Origin of the sequence: Erwinia sp. B116, from assembly GCF_002865965.1 — a bacterium.
In the GTDB taxonomy this organism is placed as follows: Bacteria; Pseudomonadota; Gammaproteobacteria; order Enterobacterales; family Enterobacteriaceae; genus Erwinia.
In genome coordinates this window covers 1-14921 of the sequence record NZ_JRZZ01000059.1, presented here as the reverse complement: position 1 = coordinate 14921, position 14921 = coordinate 1, and the positions used below count along the sequence as shown (strand labels likewise).

The window sequence follows — 14921 nt, the reverse complement described above, 5'->3', positions numbered from 1 at the left end:
GGCAACAGCTGCACCAGCGTGCCCTCCTGCAGCGCGGCGCGGGCGCTGAAGTCCGGCAGCAGGGCGATGCCCAGCCCGGCCAGCGCGGCATCGCGGATCGACTCGCTGTTGTTGGTGGCAAACGGCCCGCTGACGTTAACCGACTGCCGCTCGCCCCCGGCCAGCGGGGCAAAACTCCAGCGCGGGGTCTCCACGCCGCGCGGATAGTAGAGGCACTGGTGGTCGGCAAGCGATGCCGGGGTCGCCGGCGTGCCGGCGTGGGCCAGATAGCCGGGAGACGCCACCACCAGCGCCTGGGTGCGGCACAGCGGCAGCGCCACGTGGGTTTCCGGCAGCGTGTTGCTGTGGCGGATGGCCAGATCGAAGCCTTCGCTGGCCAGCGAGATAATCCGGTCTGACACCTCCAGCTGCACACGCACCTGCGGATGCTGGCGCAGAAACGCGGTGATGTGCGGCACCAGCTGCTGGCGGGCAAAGGCGACCGGCGCGGTGACCCGCACCAGGCCACGCAGCGGACCGGCCGAGTCACGCACGCTGAAGAAGCTCTGTTCAATGCGGGCAAAAGGTTCACGCAGATCCTCCACCAGCTTCTCGCCGGCGCTGGTCAGCCGCACGCTGCGGGTGGTACGCGTGACCAGCGGCACGCCGGCCAGCTGCTCCAGCTCTTTGATCTTCTGCGACATCGCGGCTTTGCTCACCTCCAGACGGTCGGCGGCGGCGGTAAAACTGCCCTGCTCGGCCAGCACCGTCAGCCAGTGCAGGTGATTCCACAGCGCGTCGGTTTTTAGCTCTTTCATCAGTATTGTTCACTATAGTAAATAATCATTTCAAGTATAGCGGTTTTTCCCGACGAAATAAGGGGGTAAGTTGTGCATCAGAGACGGGCAGATACAGCAGGGTGCTACCAGCAGACCCGCTGTTCACTGGCCGCATAAATCCAGCAAACAAGACAATGTCGAGGTATCTATGCCGTTACTGCAATTTGATGTGATCCAGGGCCGTTCCGAGTCTGAACTGAAAACGCTGCTGGACGCCGCGCACCGTGCCGTGCTGGCCGCCTTTAAGGTGCCTGAGCGCGATCGTTATCAGATTGTTCAGGAAAACAAGGCTTATCAGATGGTATTTGAGGATACCGGCCTCGGCTTACAGCGCACCGATAATCTGGTGATGGTGCGGGTGTTTACCAGCCCGCGCAGCAGCGAGCAGAAACAGTTCTTTATGGCTGAGCTGTGCCGTGAGTTTAAAGAGAGCTGCGGTATTTTGCCCTCCGACGTGATGATTACCTTTATCACCAATGAGAAAGGTGACTGGAGCTTCGGCAACGGCGTGGCGCAGTATCTGACCGGCGAACTGTAATGCTCAGACCGTACCGCCGCTGAGACGGCGCCAGGGCCACAAAAGTCAGGGGATGCTGAACGCAGTGGTCAACGTGGTGGTGAGCGTGACGGTGAGGATAACGGAGAGAAGGTAGCCTGGGTGGCGGCGTGCTACCGCAGGAAGCCCCCCGGCGAACGCCGGGGAGCAGGTTACGCTTAGAAGTCGTAACGCAGACGCACCAGGTTCATATCACCCAGTTTGTCGGTGCTGGAGGTAAATACGTGTTCGTAGTCAACACGGAAACCGTAGTCCAGCTTGAAGGTCACGCCCAGGCCGTTGTCGATGCGCTGGTAGTCACGGCCGGAGACGTACTGCAGACGGTCACCCATCACATACGGCATCACCGACTTCAGACCATACTGATCCACCGGTACGGTGTAACCCGCCAGGTATTCGATACCCCAGGCATCACCGGCGAAGTAGTCATGCACGTTAGCTTTTTTGGTGGTCAGGAAGTTGTTGTAGTAACCACCGCCGAAGCTGAAGGTCCAGTTATCCGGTTTCCAGGTCAGCGCGGTACCGAAGATATTCTGGTCCCAGGACTCGCTGTCGCCGTTGCCCGGGTTACGCATTTCGGCGCGGGTATAGTTCCACGCGGTGCCCCACGTCAGGTCTTTGGTGATATGGGTATCCACGCCCAGCGAGCCGCCGCCCTGGCGCTTGTAGCGCAGGCCGTTGCCCGGCAGGTATTCGCTGTCGGCAAACAGGTAAGAGGCGTAGAAGTCGGTGTTGCCGTAGCTGTTTTTGTACTTCAGCATCTTACGTGAACGGTATGAGCCGTCGTAATCACCGTTGATGCCGTTACCCGGCGCCTGGCCGACCATATCGTAGTCCCAGATATCGGTCTTCGCACCGACCACATCGTAGTAGACGCTGTTCTGCTGGCCGAAGGTCAGCGTACCCCAGGTGTCACTCTTCAGGCCGGTATAGAGCATACGACGGGTGGTGTCATGCGCGCCTTTTGCGTGGTGGCTGTCCCAGTCAAACACCGCCGGGATATTCACACCCAGCTCGTAATAGCTTATCCAGCTGATGTCATCGAACAGGTAGTAATCTGCCGCGAAACGGAAACGGGTACCGCCGTCAAAGCCGTTACGCTTATAGGCATTGCTGCCGTCCGGGCCGGTGATGTTATTGAACTGCGGACGAATGCTGCCGCCCACGGTAAAGTTCAGGCGGCTCAGCGGGTTACCCGCCTGCGGATCCTGTTTCAGTACGGTAATCTCTGCGTTAGCGGCAAACGATGCACTGCCCACCACCAGTCCCAGGCCAATGGCCTGAGTTAAAGTGCGCATTTTAGTTAACATTTATTTCTATCCCTTATTATTTTTTAAGAATTGTTGCGCGAAAATAATACCGCGATCTGTGAGATAAGAAATTAGCAAAAATTACTATTCTGTGCTTTCACGATGTGAATTTCTTAAATTAATATTTCAAAATATTTATTTTTTAATCGATTTAATCATTTCGTGCTTATTTACTCTACCCAACCTAAACGAAAGTAAATAAGCGCACTCAGAAATCATAACGCAGACGCATAAAGTTGATGTCGCCCATACGATCGTTGCCTGAACGAAAAACGTGCTGATAATCAATGCGAAAACCTTTTTTTAAATAGAAGACCACGCCGAGGCCGTTCTCACGTATAAAGCGCCGCTGCGGCCCATGCCCGGCGCGCAACCGATCGCCAAACCAGATCGGCATAACGGATTTCAGTACCGGCATCTGCACCGGGAAGTCGCGCCCGACAAAATAACTCGCCCCCCAGGCATTGTGCGCAAAGTAGCGATCTGCAGGCTGACGCGCCAGCGCAACGAAATGGTGATACCAGCCGCCACTGACCGCCACCGTCCACAGCCCCGGCTTCCAGCTTACGGCGCTGCCCAGCAGCTGCTGATTCACCCGCCGCGCGTCGCTGTGGTCATCATTGCGCAGCGAGTCGCGGGTCATCACCCCCGCCACGGCCAGCGTCAGGTCGGGGGTGACCCGATAGTCAACCGCCAGCCCCGCGCCGTTATGACGCTTAAAGCGCAGGCCGTGGCGTAACAGCCGTTCGTGCGCGCTGCTCATATAGCTGGCATACAGGGTGGCCGGCCCGAACGGCCTGACGTACATCAGGGTGTTGCGCGTTCCCCACGAGCCATCGATGCTGAAACCGGCGCCCAGCGTGGCCGGTTCAGCGTGCAGATCGTTACCCCAGATATCTGTTTTAGCGCTGATGGTTTCGTAATAGACGCTGTTGCGCTGCCCCCAGGTCAGCTCGCCCCAGCGCTCGCTGCGTAGCCCGCTGTACATCTGGCGGCGGACGGTGTTGCGGGCACCGCTGGCGTAGTGGCCCTTCCAGCCGACGATTTTCGGGATATCCATGCTGTTTTCATACAGGTTAACCAGCGACAGATCCTCATCAAGGTTGTAATTAAGCCGCAGCATATAGCGCGAGCTGCCGTCATACAGGTTGCGCTGGTATGAACCGCGATCGCTGCCGCCCATCACGTCAATCACCACGGCACGGATGCTGGCCCCCGCCGCCACATGGATGCGGCTCAGCCCCTGCTCACCGCTGCGTTTGCCTTCTTTCAGAGTAACTTCAGCCGCGACGGGGCGGGATAACAGCAGCAGCCCCAGGGAAAAAACGATCAGACAGTCTCTGCGCGCAGTATACATAGCCATCCCTCCGTGACGGATTACCCTGATACTGCGCTCGTGATCATTCAGAGTGGAGAGCACACTTAAACGCTCATTTTGTCATCATGAAACGGCAATACGTGCGGGCAGCACAGATTGCTGAGGGGTTAAGCGCAAAAACTTGCACCGGATAACACTTCTGCACCGTGCACATCCCGCAGCGTCTGCCGGCTGGATTACAGGCTTCACTATCAGATGGGCCCGTCGCTCCGGGACGTTAGCGCGGGCTGTGCGATGTGGCTGACGACTTTTGTCGCAGATTCCGAAGCAGAAATATGGCCTGCTTAACACTTCTGCAACTCTGTGGCGCAGCGTCTCCCCAGCCGGGACGTAATCGGTTAATTTGACCACGCGATGTGCTCTGCTGGTGAAGTTAAACAAACGTTAAACAAACCCGTTACCATCAGTAACCATCGCCTTTTTTCACTGTTCGCCAGGCGGCCAGGCGGGGATAATCCGTCCTATTACAAAATATTTCAGTGTGCATTTTTTACGCTTCGCCTCTGCATGACAGGGACTGCGTCACACCAGGGGAAGACCGATTTAATGATTTCTGCCACCTTATCGCTGCTACTGTTTGCCGCCTCGGCGGCGCTCTATTCGTGGAAAGCCGGACGCCACCGGCTGTGGTTTACGCTGCTGTTGATCCTGCTGGGGACCAGCCTGATCCTCAACGCCACGCTGTTGGCCAGTAATTACTTCACCGGTGACGGGATTAACGACGCGGTACTCTATACCCTGACCAACAGCCTGAGCGGTGCCGGAATGCAAAAGTATCTGCTGCCCGCCGCCGGGCTGGTAGCCGGGCTGGTGGCGATCGTTGCCCTGCTGGCGTGGGTGCTGCGGTTGCGCAGGCATACCCCTTACCGTCGGCGCTGGAGCCTGCTGGCGCTGCTGCTGGCGATCGCTTCAGTTGCAGCGACCCCCGCCTGGCACCAGACCACCGCGCTGGTGAAGTCGCAACTGGCGCGCGCCGATTCGGATTTTTCCAGCCACTATCAGGTACCGTCGAAGAACCTCTCCGGCGACCGGCCAAACCTGGTGTGGATCTACGCGGAGAGCCTGGAGCGCACCTATTTTGATGAGCAGGCGTTTCCCGGACTGGCACCGGAGCTGAACAGCATCCGTGCCGAAGCGGTCGATTTCAGCCACACCGAACAGCTGCCCGGCACCGAATACACCATCGCCGGCATGGTCGCCTCACAGTGCGGCATCCCGCTGTTCGCCCCCTTTGACGGCAACGCCTCCAGCTCACTCTCCACGTTTTATCCGCAAAACGTCTGCCTGGGCGATATCCTCAAGGCTGCGGGTTATCAGAACTGGTTTTATCAGGGGGCCAGCCTGAGCTTTGCCGGTAAAGATCTGTTCCTCTCGTCGCACGGTTTCGACCATCTGTACGGCTTTAACGAGCTGAAAAGCGTGGTGAAGGACCCGAAATACCGCAACGACTGGGGCTGGTATGACGACACGGTGCTGGATCTGGTGTTTGATAAGTACCTGGAACTGGCGAAAACCAACCAGCCGTTCTCACTGTTTACGCTGACCGTTGACACGCATCATCCGGACGGGTTTATCTCGCGCAGCTGCCAGCGCAGGTCTTATCCGTTCGAGGGCAAAGAGAACAAATCCTTTGCCGCCGTGGCCTGCGGCCAGGAGCATATTGCCCGGCTGATTGAGCGCATTCGCGCCACGCCGTACTTTAAGAACACCATTATCGTGGTCAGCTCTGACCATCTGGCGATGAACAACACCGCCTTTAAGTACCTGAACCAGCACCCGCGTTCCGATCTGTTCTTTATGCTGCGCGGCGACAGCGTGCGCAGCGATGTGCTGACCATGAAGCGCAGCACGCTGGATAACGGGGCCACGGTGCTGGACGCGATGGGCGGCGATAACTTTATCGGCCTCGGGCGCAGCAGCCTGTCGTCCACCTCGCTTTCCACCACCTTCCTGGATATCAAAGAGAAGATTAACGAGTGGAAGCCGGACGTCATCGCGCTGTGGAACTTCCCGAAAACCATTAGCGACTACAGCGTTGATACGGTGAAAAACAGCTTCAGCTTCTCCGGCACCCACTTTACGCTGCCGCTGCTGCTGTCGGTACAGGACGGACGCATCGAACCGAAGCTGGATGCGTATCTGGCCACGCCGCTGAAGCAGCAGCTGGCAAAATTTGCCGCCGGTGAGCGCTTTGTCTGGATCGACCGCTGCTACAAAATCGGCAGCGTGTGGGATGAGTCGAAGATGCTCAACAATAATCTGTGCATCGCCAGCGGCACGCTGAACGCGCCGCCGCTGATAAGTGAAGTACAGCCCGGCAGCAGCAAGGGTAAAATCAGCTTCCCGGACACTGAGGCTGATGAAAACAGCTGGCAGCAGGCGGTTGCCCGCCTGAACGTCAGCGACGCCGACCTGAAATACCGCGCAGACCGCATTCTGTTTAACCTGCCGGGGCTGCCGCAGGAGGTGCAGAAGGTGAGTGGCCTGTCATACGTTGAGCCGTGGGGCCGCTGGTCCGATGCCAACCTGCAGCCGCAGGTGACGGTACAATACCTGCAGCCGCTGCCCGCCCGATTCCGCCTGACCCTCACCGCCCGCGCGATTGGCCCGAACGCCCTGCGCCCGGTAACGGTACAGGTCGGCGGCTGGCAGCAGCAGGTGACCTTCAGCGAACAGGCGGGCAACGTGCAGCTGGAGGTGGATAACCCCGATGGCGCACGCGTGATAAGCCTGGTGCCGCCGGAGCCGGTGGAATCCAGCGAAGGACTGACTGACGGGTTTACCGCCCGCAGGCTGGGCATCGGCCTGGTGAGCCTGCAGGTAGAGCCGCTGCCGTAAGACTGTCGACCGCGCCGCAGCCATAAGACTGCGGCGTGCAACCCAACAGCGGCGACCACGATCGCTGAGCGCCTGGCACTGCACCTGCGGTCGCTGGCCGCTCAATGGCCTGTCTGTCAGCTCGCCCCCCTGCGAGGCGGGTCCATCTGGGCGGCTCCCCTCCTAGAGCACCAGTTCGATCTGGTAACTTTCCATCCAGCGATTCAGCCCGACCACCATCTCCAGCCCGACGCGACTGTCCAGCATGCTGCTGCTGCCAGGCGCTTCGGCCAGTTTCGTCCGCAGCTGGCCTTCATCCAGCAGCGCCCTGACCGGCGCATTGCTGTCCTGCAGGATCGCCGCTGCCGCAGTGCGCAGCGCCCGCTCATAGGCCGGGTCCTGAGTAGAGGGGTACGGGCTTTTCAGCCGCTGGTATACCGACTGTGGCAACAGATCTTTGCCCGCCTCGCGCAGGATGCTCTTTTCCCGACCGTCGAAACACTTCATCTGCCACGGGATATTGAACACATACTGCACCAGCCGGTGATCGCAGAACGGTACCCGCACCTCCAGCCCCACCGCCATGCTCATGCGATCTTTGCGATCCAGCAGCCCCTGCAGAAAGCGCGTCAGATTCATATAGCTGAGCTGACGCATCCGCTGGTCACCGGCGTTCTCACCGGGCAGTACCGGGCAGGCCTGCCGCGCCTGCGAAAAACTGTCATGCAGGAATTCGTCCATGCGGAGCTGCTTCAGTAACGCCGGGTCAAGCAGGCTGGTATCGTCCAGATATTTACCGGAGACCGCATTCAGCCACGGAAAAATATCGCCCTGTACCGACTCGGGATCGTAGAACCAGCGATAGCCGCCAAACACCTCATCGGCAGACTCGCCGGAGAGCGCCACGGTGGAACGTTTACGCACCGCTTCAAACAGCAGATAGAGTGACGGCCACAGGTCGCCGTAGTGCGCGGGCGGCAGATCCAGCGCACGGATCACCTTATCGCGAATGTCGCTGCCCGCCATATTCAGGCTGTCGAGCACGATCTCGGCGTGCTCCGAGTTGAGCATCTTCGCCACGTCGCGCACGTAGGGGGCATCCGGCGTGGCGCGCAGATCGTCACTAATAAAATCGATGCCATGCGACCGGAAATCGACCGAGAACGTTCGGATATTATCGCGCCCCTGCTCCAGCAGTTTTTTCGAGGCCAGCGAGGTCACCAGCGACGAGTCCAGCCCGCCGGAGAGCAGGCTGCACATCGGCACGTCGGCGACGATCTGCCGCGCGATAATGTCATCCAGCAGCTCACGGGTATGGCCGATGGTCTGCTCCAGCGAGTCGCTGTGATCGTTAGCCTCCAGCTGCCAGTAACGGTGGCGATGGTTGCCCTGCGGAGTAAACTGCATCATCTCGCCGGGCTGCAGCTCCGCCATGCCGCTGAATACCGCATGGCCGGGGGTTTTGACCAGTTCCAGCAGCTCGCGCAGGCCATCGGCATGCACCCGCGCGGGCACCAGCGGATTGGCCAGCAGCGCTTTCGGTTCAGAGCCGAAAATCACCCCGTCAGGGGTGGTAAAATAGTACAGCGGTTTGACCCCCATCCGGTCACGCACCAGCAGCAACGACTGTGCCCGCAGATCCCAGATGGCAAAGGCATAAATGCCGTTGAGACGGCCGACAAAATCATTGCCCCACTGCAGCCAGGCGCGCAGCACCACCTCGGTATCGCTGCGGCTGGTGAAGCGCTGCCCGAGCCCTTCCAGCTCGGCTCTCAGCTCTTTGAAGTTATAGACCTCACCGCTGTAGGTGATAACGGCATCCACGCCGCGGTGTCCTGCCATCATAGGCTGTGCGCCACCCGCCAGATCGATCACCGACAGGCGCCGGTGCCCGAGGCCAACCGGCCCGGCAATCCAGATACCCTCCGCATCGGGTCCCCGCAATGCCATGGTATCGGTCATTTTTTGCAGCGTGTCGCGCTGATCCTGCATCTGACGGCTGTAAGATAACTATCCCGTTATTCCACACATTTTTTAACTCCTGTTGGTTGTTTTTAAATACCTCCTTAGCTTTAGCCTGTCCGGGATTAAGCTTCATCTCAAAGAAATTTATTTAGTAAAAATATGATGATACGAGGTTTTCTATTTTGACTGATCCGTGTTTTCTTATTAAAAAAGGCCTATTACACACCGATATTATTAAACGGCTGGCGCGGGTGATACTCTCGTTTCCGGAACGCGTTGTCCTCATCCGCTGCCGGGGTTTCACGAAACGCTTGCAGTTAAAAACAAAGAATTTACACTGCCAAGTCATCACTCACTGACAGGGATGCTCCCCCGTTGAAACACCTACTGCCCGCCGTGCTGCTCACCGCCGTAACCCTGCCACTGCACGCGTCCGCCCGTACCGCCCCCGACCCGCTGCTGGCGTCAAAGGTGGTTGACCGTTACGCCGATAATATCTTCTATAACACCAAGGCCAGCGGGATGGCGATCGTGGCGATTGATGCCAATCAGCGGGTGTTTGCCAGCCGCGGCGCGGTACGCCCCGGCAGCCCGCAGCGGCCGCAGAAGGATTCGGTGGTGCGCATCGCCTCGCTGACCAAGCTGATGACCAGCGAACTGATGGTTAAGCTGGCAGAAGAGAACAAGCTCAAACTTGACGATCCGCTGAGCAAATACGCCCCGCCCGGCAGCCGGGTGCCGGCGTTTAACGGCCAGCCGATCCGGCTGATCAACCTGGCCACCTACACCAGCGGCCTGCCGCGCGAGCAGCCCGGCGGCAAAGCCAACCGCGCCGTCTTCACCTGGCCGACTTACAACCAGCGCTGGAACTGGCTGAGCACCGCGAAGCTGACCTGGACGCCGGGCGAACGCGCCAGCTACTCCAACGTCGCCTTCGACCTGCTGGGGGATGCGCTTTCCCGCGCCGCAGGCAAGCCCTACCCGGCGCTGCTCCAGGAAAAAATCACCCGCCCGCTGGGGATGAAAGACACCACCTTTACGCCGTCGCCGGACCAGTGCCGACGCCTGATGATCCCGGCGAAAAGCCCGAGCCCGTGCAATAACTCGCTGGCGGCGATCGGCAGCGGCGGCGTCTACTCGACGCCGGACGATATGGGCCGCTGGATGCAGCAGTTCCTCTCTTCCGACGTGCAGGCGCGCAGCGCGCAGGTCGACCGCCTGCAGACCATGATTTACCAGCGCAGCCAGCTCAGCCAGGTGGTAGGCATGGACGTGCCGGGCCGCGCCGATGCGCTGGGCATGGGCTGGGTCTATATGGCACCGCGCGACGGTCGCCCCGGCATCATCGAGAAAACCGGCGGCGGCGGCGGCTTTATCACCTATATGGCGATGGTGCCGCAGTACAGCGTCGGCGTGTTTGTGGTGGTCGCGCGCTCTAATGAAACCCGCTTCACGCCGATGAGCGACGGCGTACACAACCTGCTCACCGAGCTGATTGGTAACACCTCCGACAGCGCGAAGCTGGCCGCCAGCATTATGGCAGACTGACCCTACCCCGCAGGCGTCGCCGTTGCAGACCGGTTTCAGGCGGGCAGCGCGCACTAACGGGCAGTGATACCGGAGTCAGCCGGTTTCAGGCGGGCATGCGCGCAGGCCGGACGCGGCGGCAAACCGGGGTTAGCCCGTTTTGCTGCCCGCCGGGTGCGGTGCCACAACGCACAGCCGCGGGCTGCGCATCAGCCGTTCCCGCGCCAGCAGCCGCCCGCGCTGATCGAAATAACGGCTGGGCCAGATCACCGACGGGTGTACCCCCAGCGCGCGGGCGATAATAAACTCACCCTTCGGCCACGGCTTTTTCAGCGCGTTGGCCAGGGTGCCGGAACTCAGCCCGGCCTGGCGCGACAGCGCCGCCAGCGAGCTTTTGCGTTTCTTAATCGCCGCAACGATGTCAGCCGGATGCATATCACTTTTCATCTTCATAACGTCCTCTCCTTGTGTTTGGCACCTCATCTCCTTCAAACTTATCACTAAGTATTACTTAGTACAATTTACATGAGCAGCTTAGAGAATCCTGTTAATTGTTCAGAAGTCAGGATCGACATGCTGCCACACCGTCTGAAAGAAGCCCGTCTGCAAAAAGGGATTTCACAACAAAAACTGGGGATCCTGGCCGGTATTGACGAAGCCACCGCCAGCGCCCGGATGAACCAGTACGAGCGCGGTATTCACGTGCCCGATTTCGAGCTGGTCTGTAGGCTGGCAAAGATACTCGGCGTGCCGTCGTGCTTTTTCTACACGCTGGAAGATGAGCTGGCCGTGCTGGTGGTGGCGTGGTATCAGCAGAAGCCTGATTAATATGGCCGGGTGGCTGTTCAGGATGGGAGCCGACTCCATCCGATTGGGCCACAGGTTTTACTCTTTTTTGATCGGGCAACTGGCTTACTCTGAGAACCCGGCTTTCTTCAGGTAAGTGACCTGCGCGACAGGTCATGCAGCCTGATTATATCTTGTTCCTTTTTATCATAAGCCTGCACGATTGACTCCGCCTGCCTTTCGCGGATAGTGATGCGTTTTCTGCTTCTGAATGAAAGGATTAGCTTCGTGAAATACTCCACTCTCCCGCTGGTTGCCGGTGCGCTGGCGCTGGGCCTGCTGCTGGCAGGCTGCGATAACAAAAAACAGGATACTCACCACATCAAGGTCGGTGTAATTAACGGTGCCGAACAGGACGTTGCCGGGGTGGCGAAGCAGGTGGCCAAAGAGAAGTACGGCCTGGAGGTCGAGCTGGTCGGCTTTAGCGGATCGCTGCTGCCTAACGACCCGACCGCCAGCGGCGATCTCGATGCCAACGTATTCCAGCACCGCCCGTTCCTCGAGCAGGATAACAAAGCCAAAGGCACCACGCTGGTGGCGGTGGGCAACACCTTCGTCTTCCCGATGGCCGGCTACTCGAAGAAAATTAAGCAGGTCAGCGAGCTGAAGGACGGCGACACCATCGCCATGCCCAACGATCCGACCAACCTTGGCCGCGCGCTGCTGCTGCTGCAGAAAGAGAAGCTGATTACCCTGAAAGCCGACACCGGGCTGCTGCCGACCGCGGTGGACATCACCAGCAACCCGCTGCACCTGAAGATTATGGAGATCGAAGGGGCACAGCTGCCGCGCGTGCTGGATGACAAACAGGTGACCGTGGCGATTATCAGCACCACCTACCTGCAGCAGACCGGCCTTAACCCGGTGCGCGACAACGTGTTTATCGAAGATAAAGAGTCGCCTTACGTCAATATCATCGTCACCCGTGAAGACAATAAGAACGCCGCCAACGTGCGCGACTTTATAAAATCCTACCAGTCGCCGGAAGTGGCGGCGGCGGCAGAGAAGATCTTTAACGGCGGTGCGGTGCCGGGCTGGTAAGCCCCGCTAAAAACGCCACCGCCCCCGGCAGACGGGCTGGCGGGGGCGGTGGACGATAGCTGACGGACGGTGGCCGGTAGCCTGACGGCTTAGTGAAGCTGCCACTTCTCCGCCAATTTCAGCGCCGCGGCGCGAATAACGGAGACGCTCTCTTCGTAGTCTTCGGCCGTCAGCGTCTCCAGCTGCGCGGCGTTCTGCTCCGGCTGGCCGTGCAGCGCGATGGTGGCCAGCGCCGGCTTCATCGCCTCCGGCAGCGTCGACCAGTCGCCGAGCGCCACGCCCTTCATATAGCCGACGCACCAGTCTTCCACCACGGTGAACTCCTGGCCTTCCATCTCATTGGTGCCGAACAGTGGATCGAACTGATCCGGGTAGTCGCGCAGGCGATCGACGATATCGTTGGTCTGCTGCGCCACCAGGTTCATAAAGGTCTGGAACTGCTCTTCTGACTCCCAGTCCGGGAAGTCGCCGCCCCAGATCGTCGGCAGCCACAGCTCCACCGCTACCGGCTGCGGTGGGGTGACAACGGCGGTCAGCAGACCGTCCAGCTCGGAGGCGTCCAGTACCGAATCATCGTTGCCGTATTCAGCCAGCACATCGTCCAGCCATTCCAGTTGTTCAGCGCTCAGTGGGCCCTGGGTCATTATTCTCTCCTCAGCGTTCGGTTGCCCGCGGCGGCGCCGGCGGGATAACAGTGCAATGGCGGGTATTCTCCCGGTCGCGGCGGCAAAAAGCTACCTTTGCCGCATGTTGTGCGGTTACAGCCGGATTATCACCCCCCGGCCGGACTGCTACAGCGAAGGCAGCGATATCAGCCTGACCGGCACCCTGCTGCGCATCACCTGGCCCGGCCCGCCAAACTACGAGAGCGTGGAACAGGGCGACGAACCGGAGACCTACTGGGCGCTAAAGAGCGATAAGCCGGTCTGTGCTAACGATGCACCGGACTGGGGGGATGAGAAGCTGCTGCAACTGACGGTAGATCCGGCGATGTATAAGACGCACCGTAACCTGATTGACCAGCACGTGCGCGTCAGCGGCACGCTGCTGTATGCCGAGACCGGGCACCACCATACGCCGATGATGATTGGGGTGGGGACGCTGGCGGCCGAGCCTGAGTAAAGCAGTGCCGGGCGCGGCATGTGCCCGGTTCTTATGCCCCTTAAAAAAGGCATAACAGCGTTAATGCATTATTTCAGGTGCATTCACCCGGATGCGCTGCGCAGCCAAAAAAACGCCCGGCCATCCCGGCCAGGCGTTTTCCTTATCGGCTGACGAACGTGCAACTTACCCTCGCGCCACCCGCGGCGCACGAAACACCAGCATAATACCGCCGATAATCGCCGCCATCCCGGCGATACCGGACCACGGCAGCGCGTTGCCGAGCAGCAGATAGTCGAGCAGCGCGGTGATCACCGGCACCAGGTAGAACAGGCTGGTGACGTTAACGATACTGCCGGCGTTGAGCAGCCGGTACAGCAGCAGCTGCGCCACCACCGAGATCAGCACGCCGAGGAACAGCACCGCGACGATAAACTGCCCGCTCAGGTCGGTGTGAAAGCCGCCGACGGGCGCCAGCAGCACGCAGAGCAGCAGGCTGACGGCGTACTGCAGCGGCAGCACGTCGGCGGGCGGCTGGCGGATCTGCTTCTGCATAATCGAACCGAAGGTCATCAGCAGCAGCGCCGCCAGCGCAAACAAAATGCCGGAGAGCGCGAGGTGCGAAGCGGCCAGGCTACGCCACACCAGCAGCACCAGCCCGGACAGCGCCACCAGCAGCCCGAGCAGCCGCAGCCCCTGCATCCGCCGCTCGACCAGCGCCAGCGTCAGGATCGGCTGGATGCCCATAATGGTGGCGATCAGCCCCGGCGTCACCCCGCGATCCATCGCCTCAAAATAACAAATCGCATAACCGCCAATGATCATCAGCCCGGTCAGCGCCACCTGGCGGGCGCTACCGCGCTGCGGCAGCAGGCGACGGCGCAGCAGGCCAATCGCCAGCAACGCCAGTAGCGCAATGGCAAAACGGCAGATCAGCAGCGCCATCGGCGAGGCGTGATCGAGCCCGAGGCGGGTAAAAATCGCGGCGCTGCCCCACAGCAGCACAAAGCCTGCGGTCGCACCCTGAGATGCGAGGTGGGAAGTATTAAAACGCATGAAAAACTCCGGTTACCTGGTTTTGTAGTCGTTGGCGCAGTCAGCCGGCGGCAGACAGGTGCAGGGCGTGAACTGGCCGTTAGCGTTCGGGGCGCTTACACCCCGGCAACAACAACAGCAACAACGCGAGGTGGCGGACAGGTAACGGAGTACAGGTGATGACGCCATGCCACAGCGACAGCCGCCGCAGGCGCGGTGCTGGCAGAAACGGGCTGTGGTCGTGGGGTTGAGAGGGTCATCACTGTTTTGTCGGTTTGATTTGATTGGGAATTAACTTAGCATGTGAATTGAGCGTAAACAACCGCTGGGGAATGCCCTGTGCGGTCATTGCACGATTCGGCATTAAGCGGTGGGGTATGCAGATTGATCAGCCCGAGCCGGGAACAGCATAATTTGCAAGCAGGACCCATAGTGTTGATTTCACTTCCTGCCGATGAGCCTGCTGGTTTAGTATTGAACCCTGAGATACAAGAAAAGCCCGCAATCAAGGTGTTTCTGTGGGTACA

13 protein-coding genes are annotated in these 14921 nt (G+C 59.7%); 6 read left to right on the top strand and 7 right to left on the bottom strand.

All coding sequences use genetic code 11. The annotated features are described in order from the left end of the window. Positions 1–797: LysR family transcriptional regulator (locus NV64_RS21515; protein WP_101506739.1), on the bottom strand; the 797-nt coding region annotated here is incomplete at its 3' end. 169 nt (positions 798–966) lie between these two features. On the opposite strand from NV64_RS21515, the gene NV64_RS21510 reads away from it, so the two are divergent. Continuing rightward, positions 967–1356 carry a tautomerase family protein gene (locus NV64_RS21510; protein WP_101506738.1) on the top strand — a complete coding sequence of 130 codons (390 nt, stop codon included), beginning with the start codon at positions 967–969 and terminating at the stop codon, positions 1354–1356. A 176-nt stretch (positions 1357–1532) separates the two neighbouring features. Here the strand turns inward: NV64_RS21510 and NV64_RS21505 are convergent, their stop codons facing one another. Both NV64_RS21505 and NV64_RS21500 read right to left on the bottom strand, forming a co-directional pair. Next, positions 1533–2684 (bottom strand): porin, encoded by a 1152-nt coding sequence (locus NV64_RS21505; RefSeq protein ID WP_056231372.1) that lies wholly within the window; start codon positions 2682–2684, stop codon positions 1533–1535. Between the two features lie 208 nt (positions 2685–2892). Then, positions 2893–4041 carry a porin gene (locus tag NV64_RS21500; RefSeq protein WP_056231370.1) on the bottom strand — a complete coding sequence of 383 codons (1149 nt, stop codon included), beginning with the start codon at positions 4039–4041 and terminating at the stop codon, positions 2893–2895. 567 nt (positions 4042–4608) lie between these two features. Here NV64_RS21500 and opgB point away from each other — a divergent pair. Then, entirely contained in the window at positions 4609–6900 is a 2292-nt protein-coding gene (gene opgB, locus NV64_RS21495; RefSeq protein ID WP_056231367.1) for a phosphatidylglycerol--membrane-oligosaccharide glycerophosphotransferase, read from the top strand. Positions 6901–7062: 162 nt separating this feature from the next. Here opgB and asnB read toward each other — a convergent pair whose 3' ends face one another. Then, on the bottom strand, positions 7063–8871 hold the full coding sequence (gene asnB / locus NV64_RS21490; RefSeq protein WP_255410342.1) for an asparagine synthase (glutamine-hydrolyzing): 1809 nt from the start codon (positions 8869–8871) through the stop codon (positions 7063–7065). 348 nt (positions 8872–9219) lie between these two features. On the opposite strand from asnB, the gene ampH reads away from it, so the two are divergent. Further along, positions 9220–10392, top strand: coding sequence for a D-alanyl-D-alanine-carboxypeptidase/endopeptidase AmpH (ampH, locus tag NV64_RS21485; protein WP_072166250.1), 1173 nt, complete (start codon positions 9220–9222; stop codon positions 10390–10392). Between the two features lie 129 nt (positions 10393–10521). On the opposite strand, the gene NV64_RS21480 is transcribed toward ampH, so the two are convergent. Continuing rightward, the gene (locus tag NV64_RS21480; RefSeq protein ID WP_056231360.1) at positions 10522–10824 is read right to left on the bottom strand and encodes a helix-turn-helix transcriptional regulator; all 303 of its coding nucleotides are present in this window, start codon (positions 10822–10824) and stop codon (positions 10522–10524) included. A 120-nt stretch (positions 10825–10944) separates the two neighbouring features. Between NV64_RS21480 and NV64_RS21475 the strand changes: the two genes are divergently transcribed. Both NV64_RS21475 and nlpA read left to right on the top strand, forming a co-directional pair. Then, the gene (locus tag NV64_RS21475) at positions 10945–11199 is read left to right on the top strand and encodes a helix-turn-helix transcriptional regulator (protein ID WP_056231357.1); all 255 of its coding nucleotides are present in this window, start codon (positions 10945–10947) and stop codon (positions 11197–11199) included. Between the two features lie 225 nt (positions 11200–11424). Further along, positions 11425–12258 carry a lipoprotein NlpA gene (gene nlpA, locus NV64_RS21470; RefSeq protein WP_369878927.1) on the top strand — a complete coding sequence of 278 codons (834 nt, stop codon included), beginning with the start codon at positions 11425–11427 and terminating at the stop codon, positions 12256–12258. Between the two features lie 89 nt (positions 12259–12347). Here the strand turns inward: nlpA and NV64_RS21465 are convergent, their stop codons facing one another. Beyond that, complete coding sequence (locus tag NV64_RS21465; RefSeq protein ID WP_101506736.1) at positions 12348–12902, bottom strand: UPF0149 family protein; 555 nt, start codon at positions 12900–12902, stop codon at positions 12348–12350. Between the two features lie 55 nt (positions 12903–12957). On the opposite strand from NV64_RS21465, the gene NV64_RS21460 reads away from it, so the two are divergent. Continuing rightward, positions 12958–13380 (top strand): DUF4431 domain-containing protein, encoded by a 423-nt coding sequence (locus NV64_RS21460; protein ID WP_056231350.1) that lies wholly within the window; start codon positions 12958–12960, stop codon positions 13378–13380. A gap of 165 nt (positions 13381–13545) precedes the next feature. On the opposite strand, the gene NV64_RS21455 is transcribed toward NV64_RS21460, so the two are convergent. Next, complete coding sequence (locus tag NV64_RS21455) at positions 13546–14415, bottom strand: DMT family transporter (protein WP_101506735.1); 870 nt, start codon at positions 14413–14415, stop codon at positions 13546–13548. Between the last annotated feature and the right edge of the window lie 506 nt (positions 14416–14921).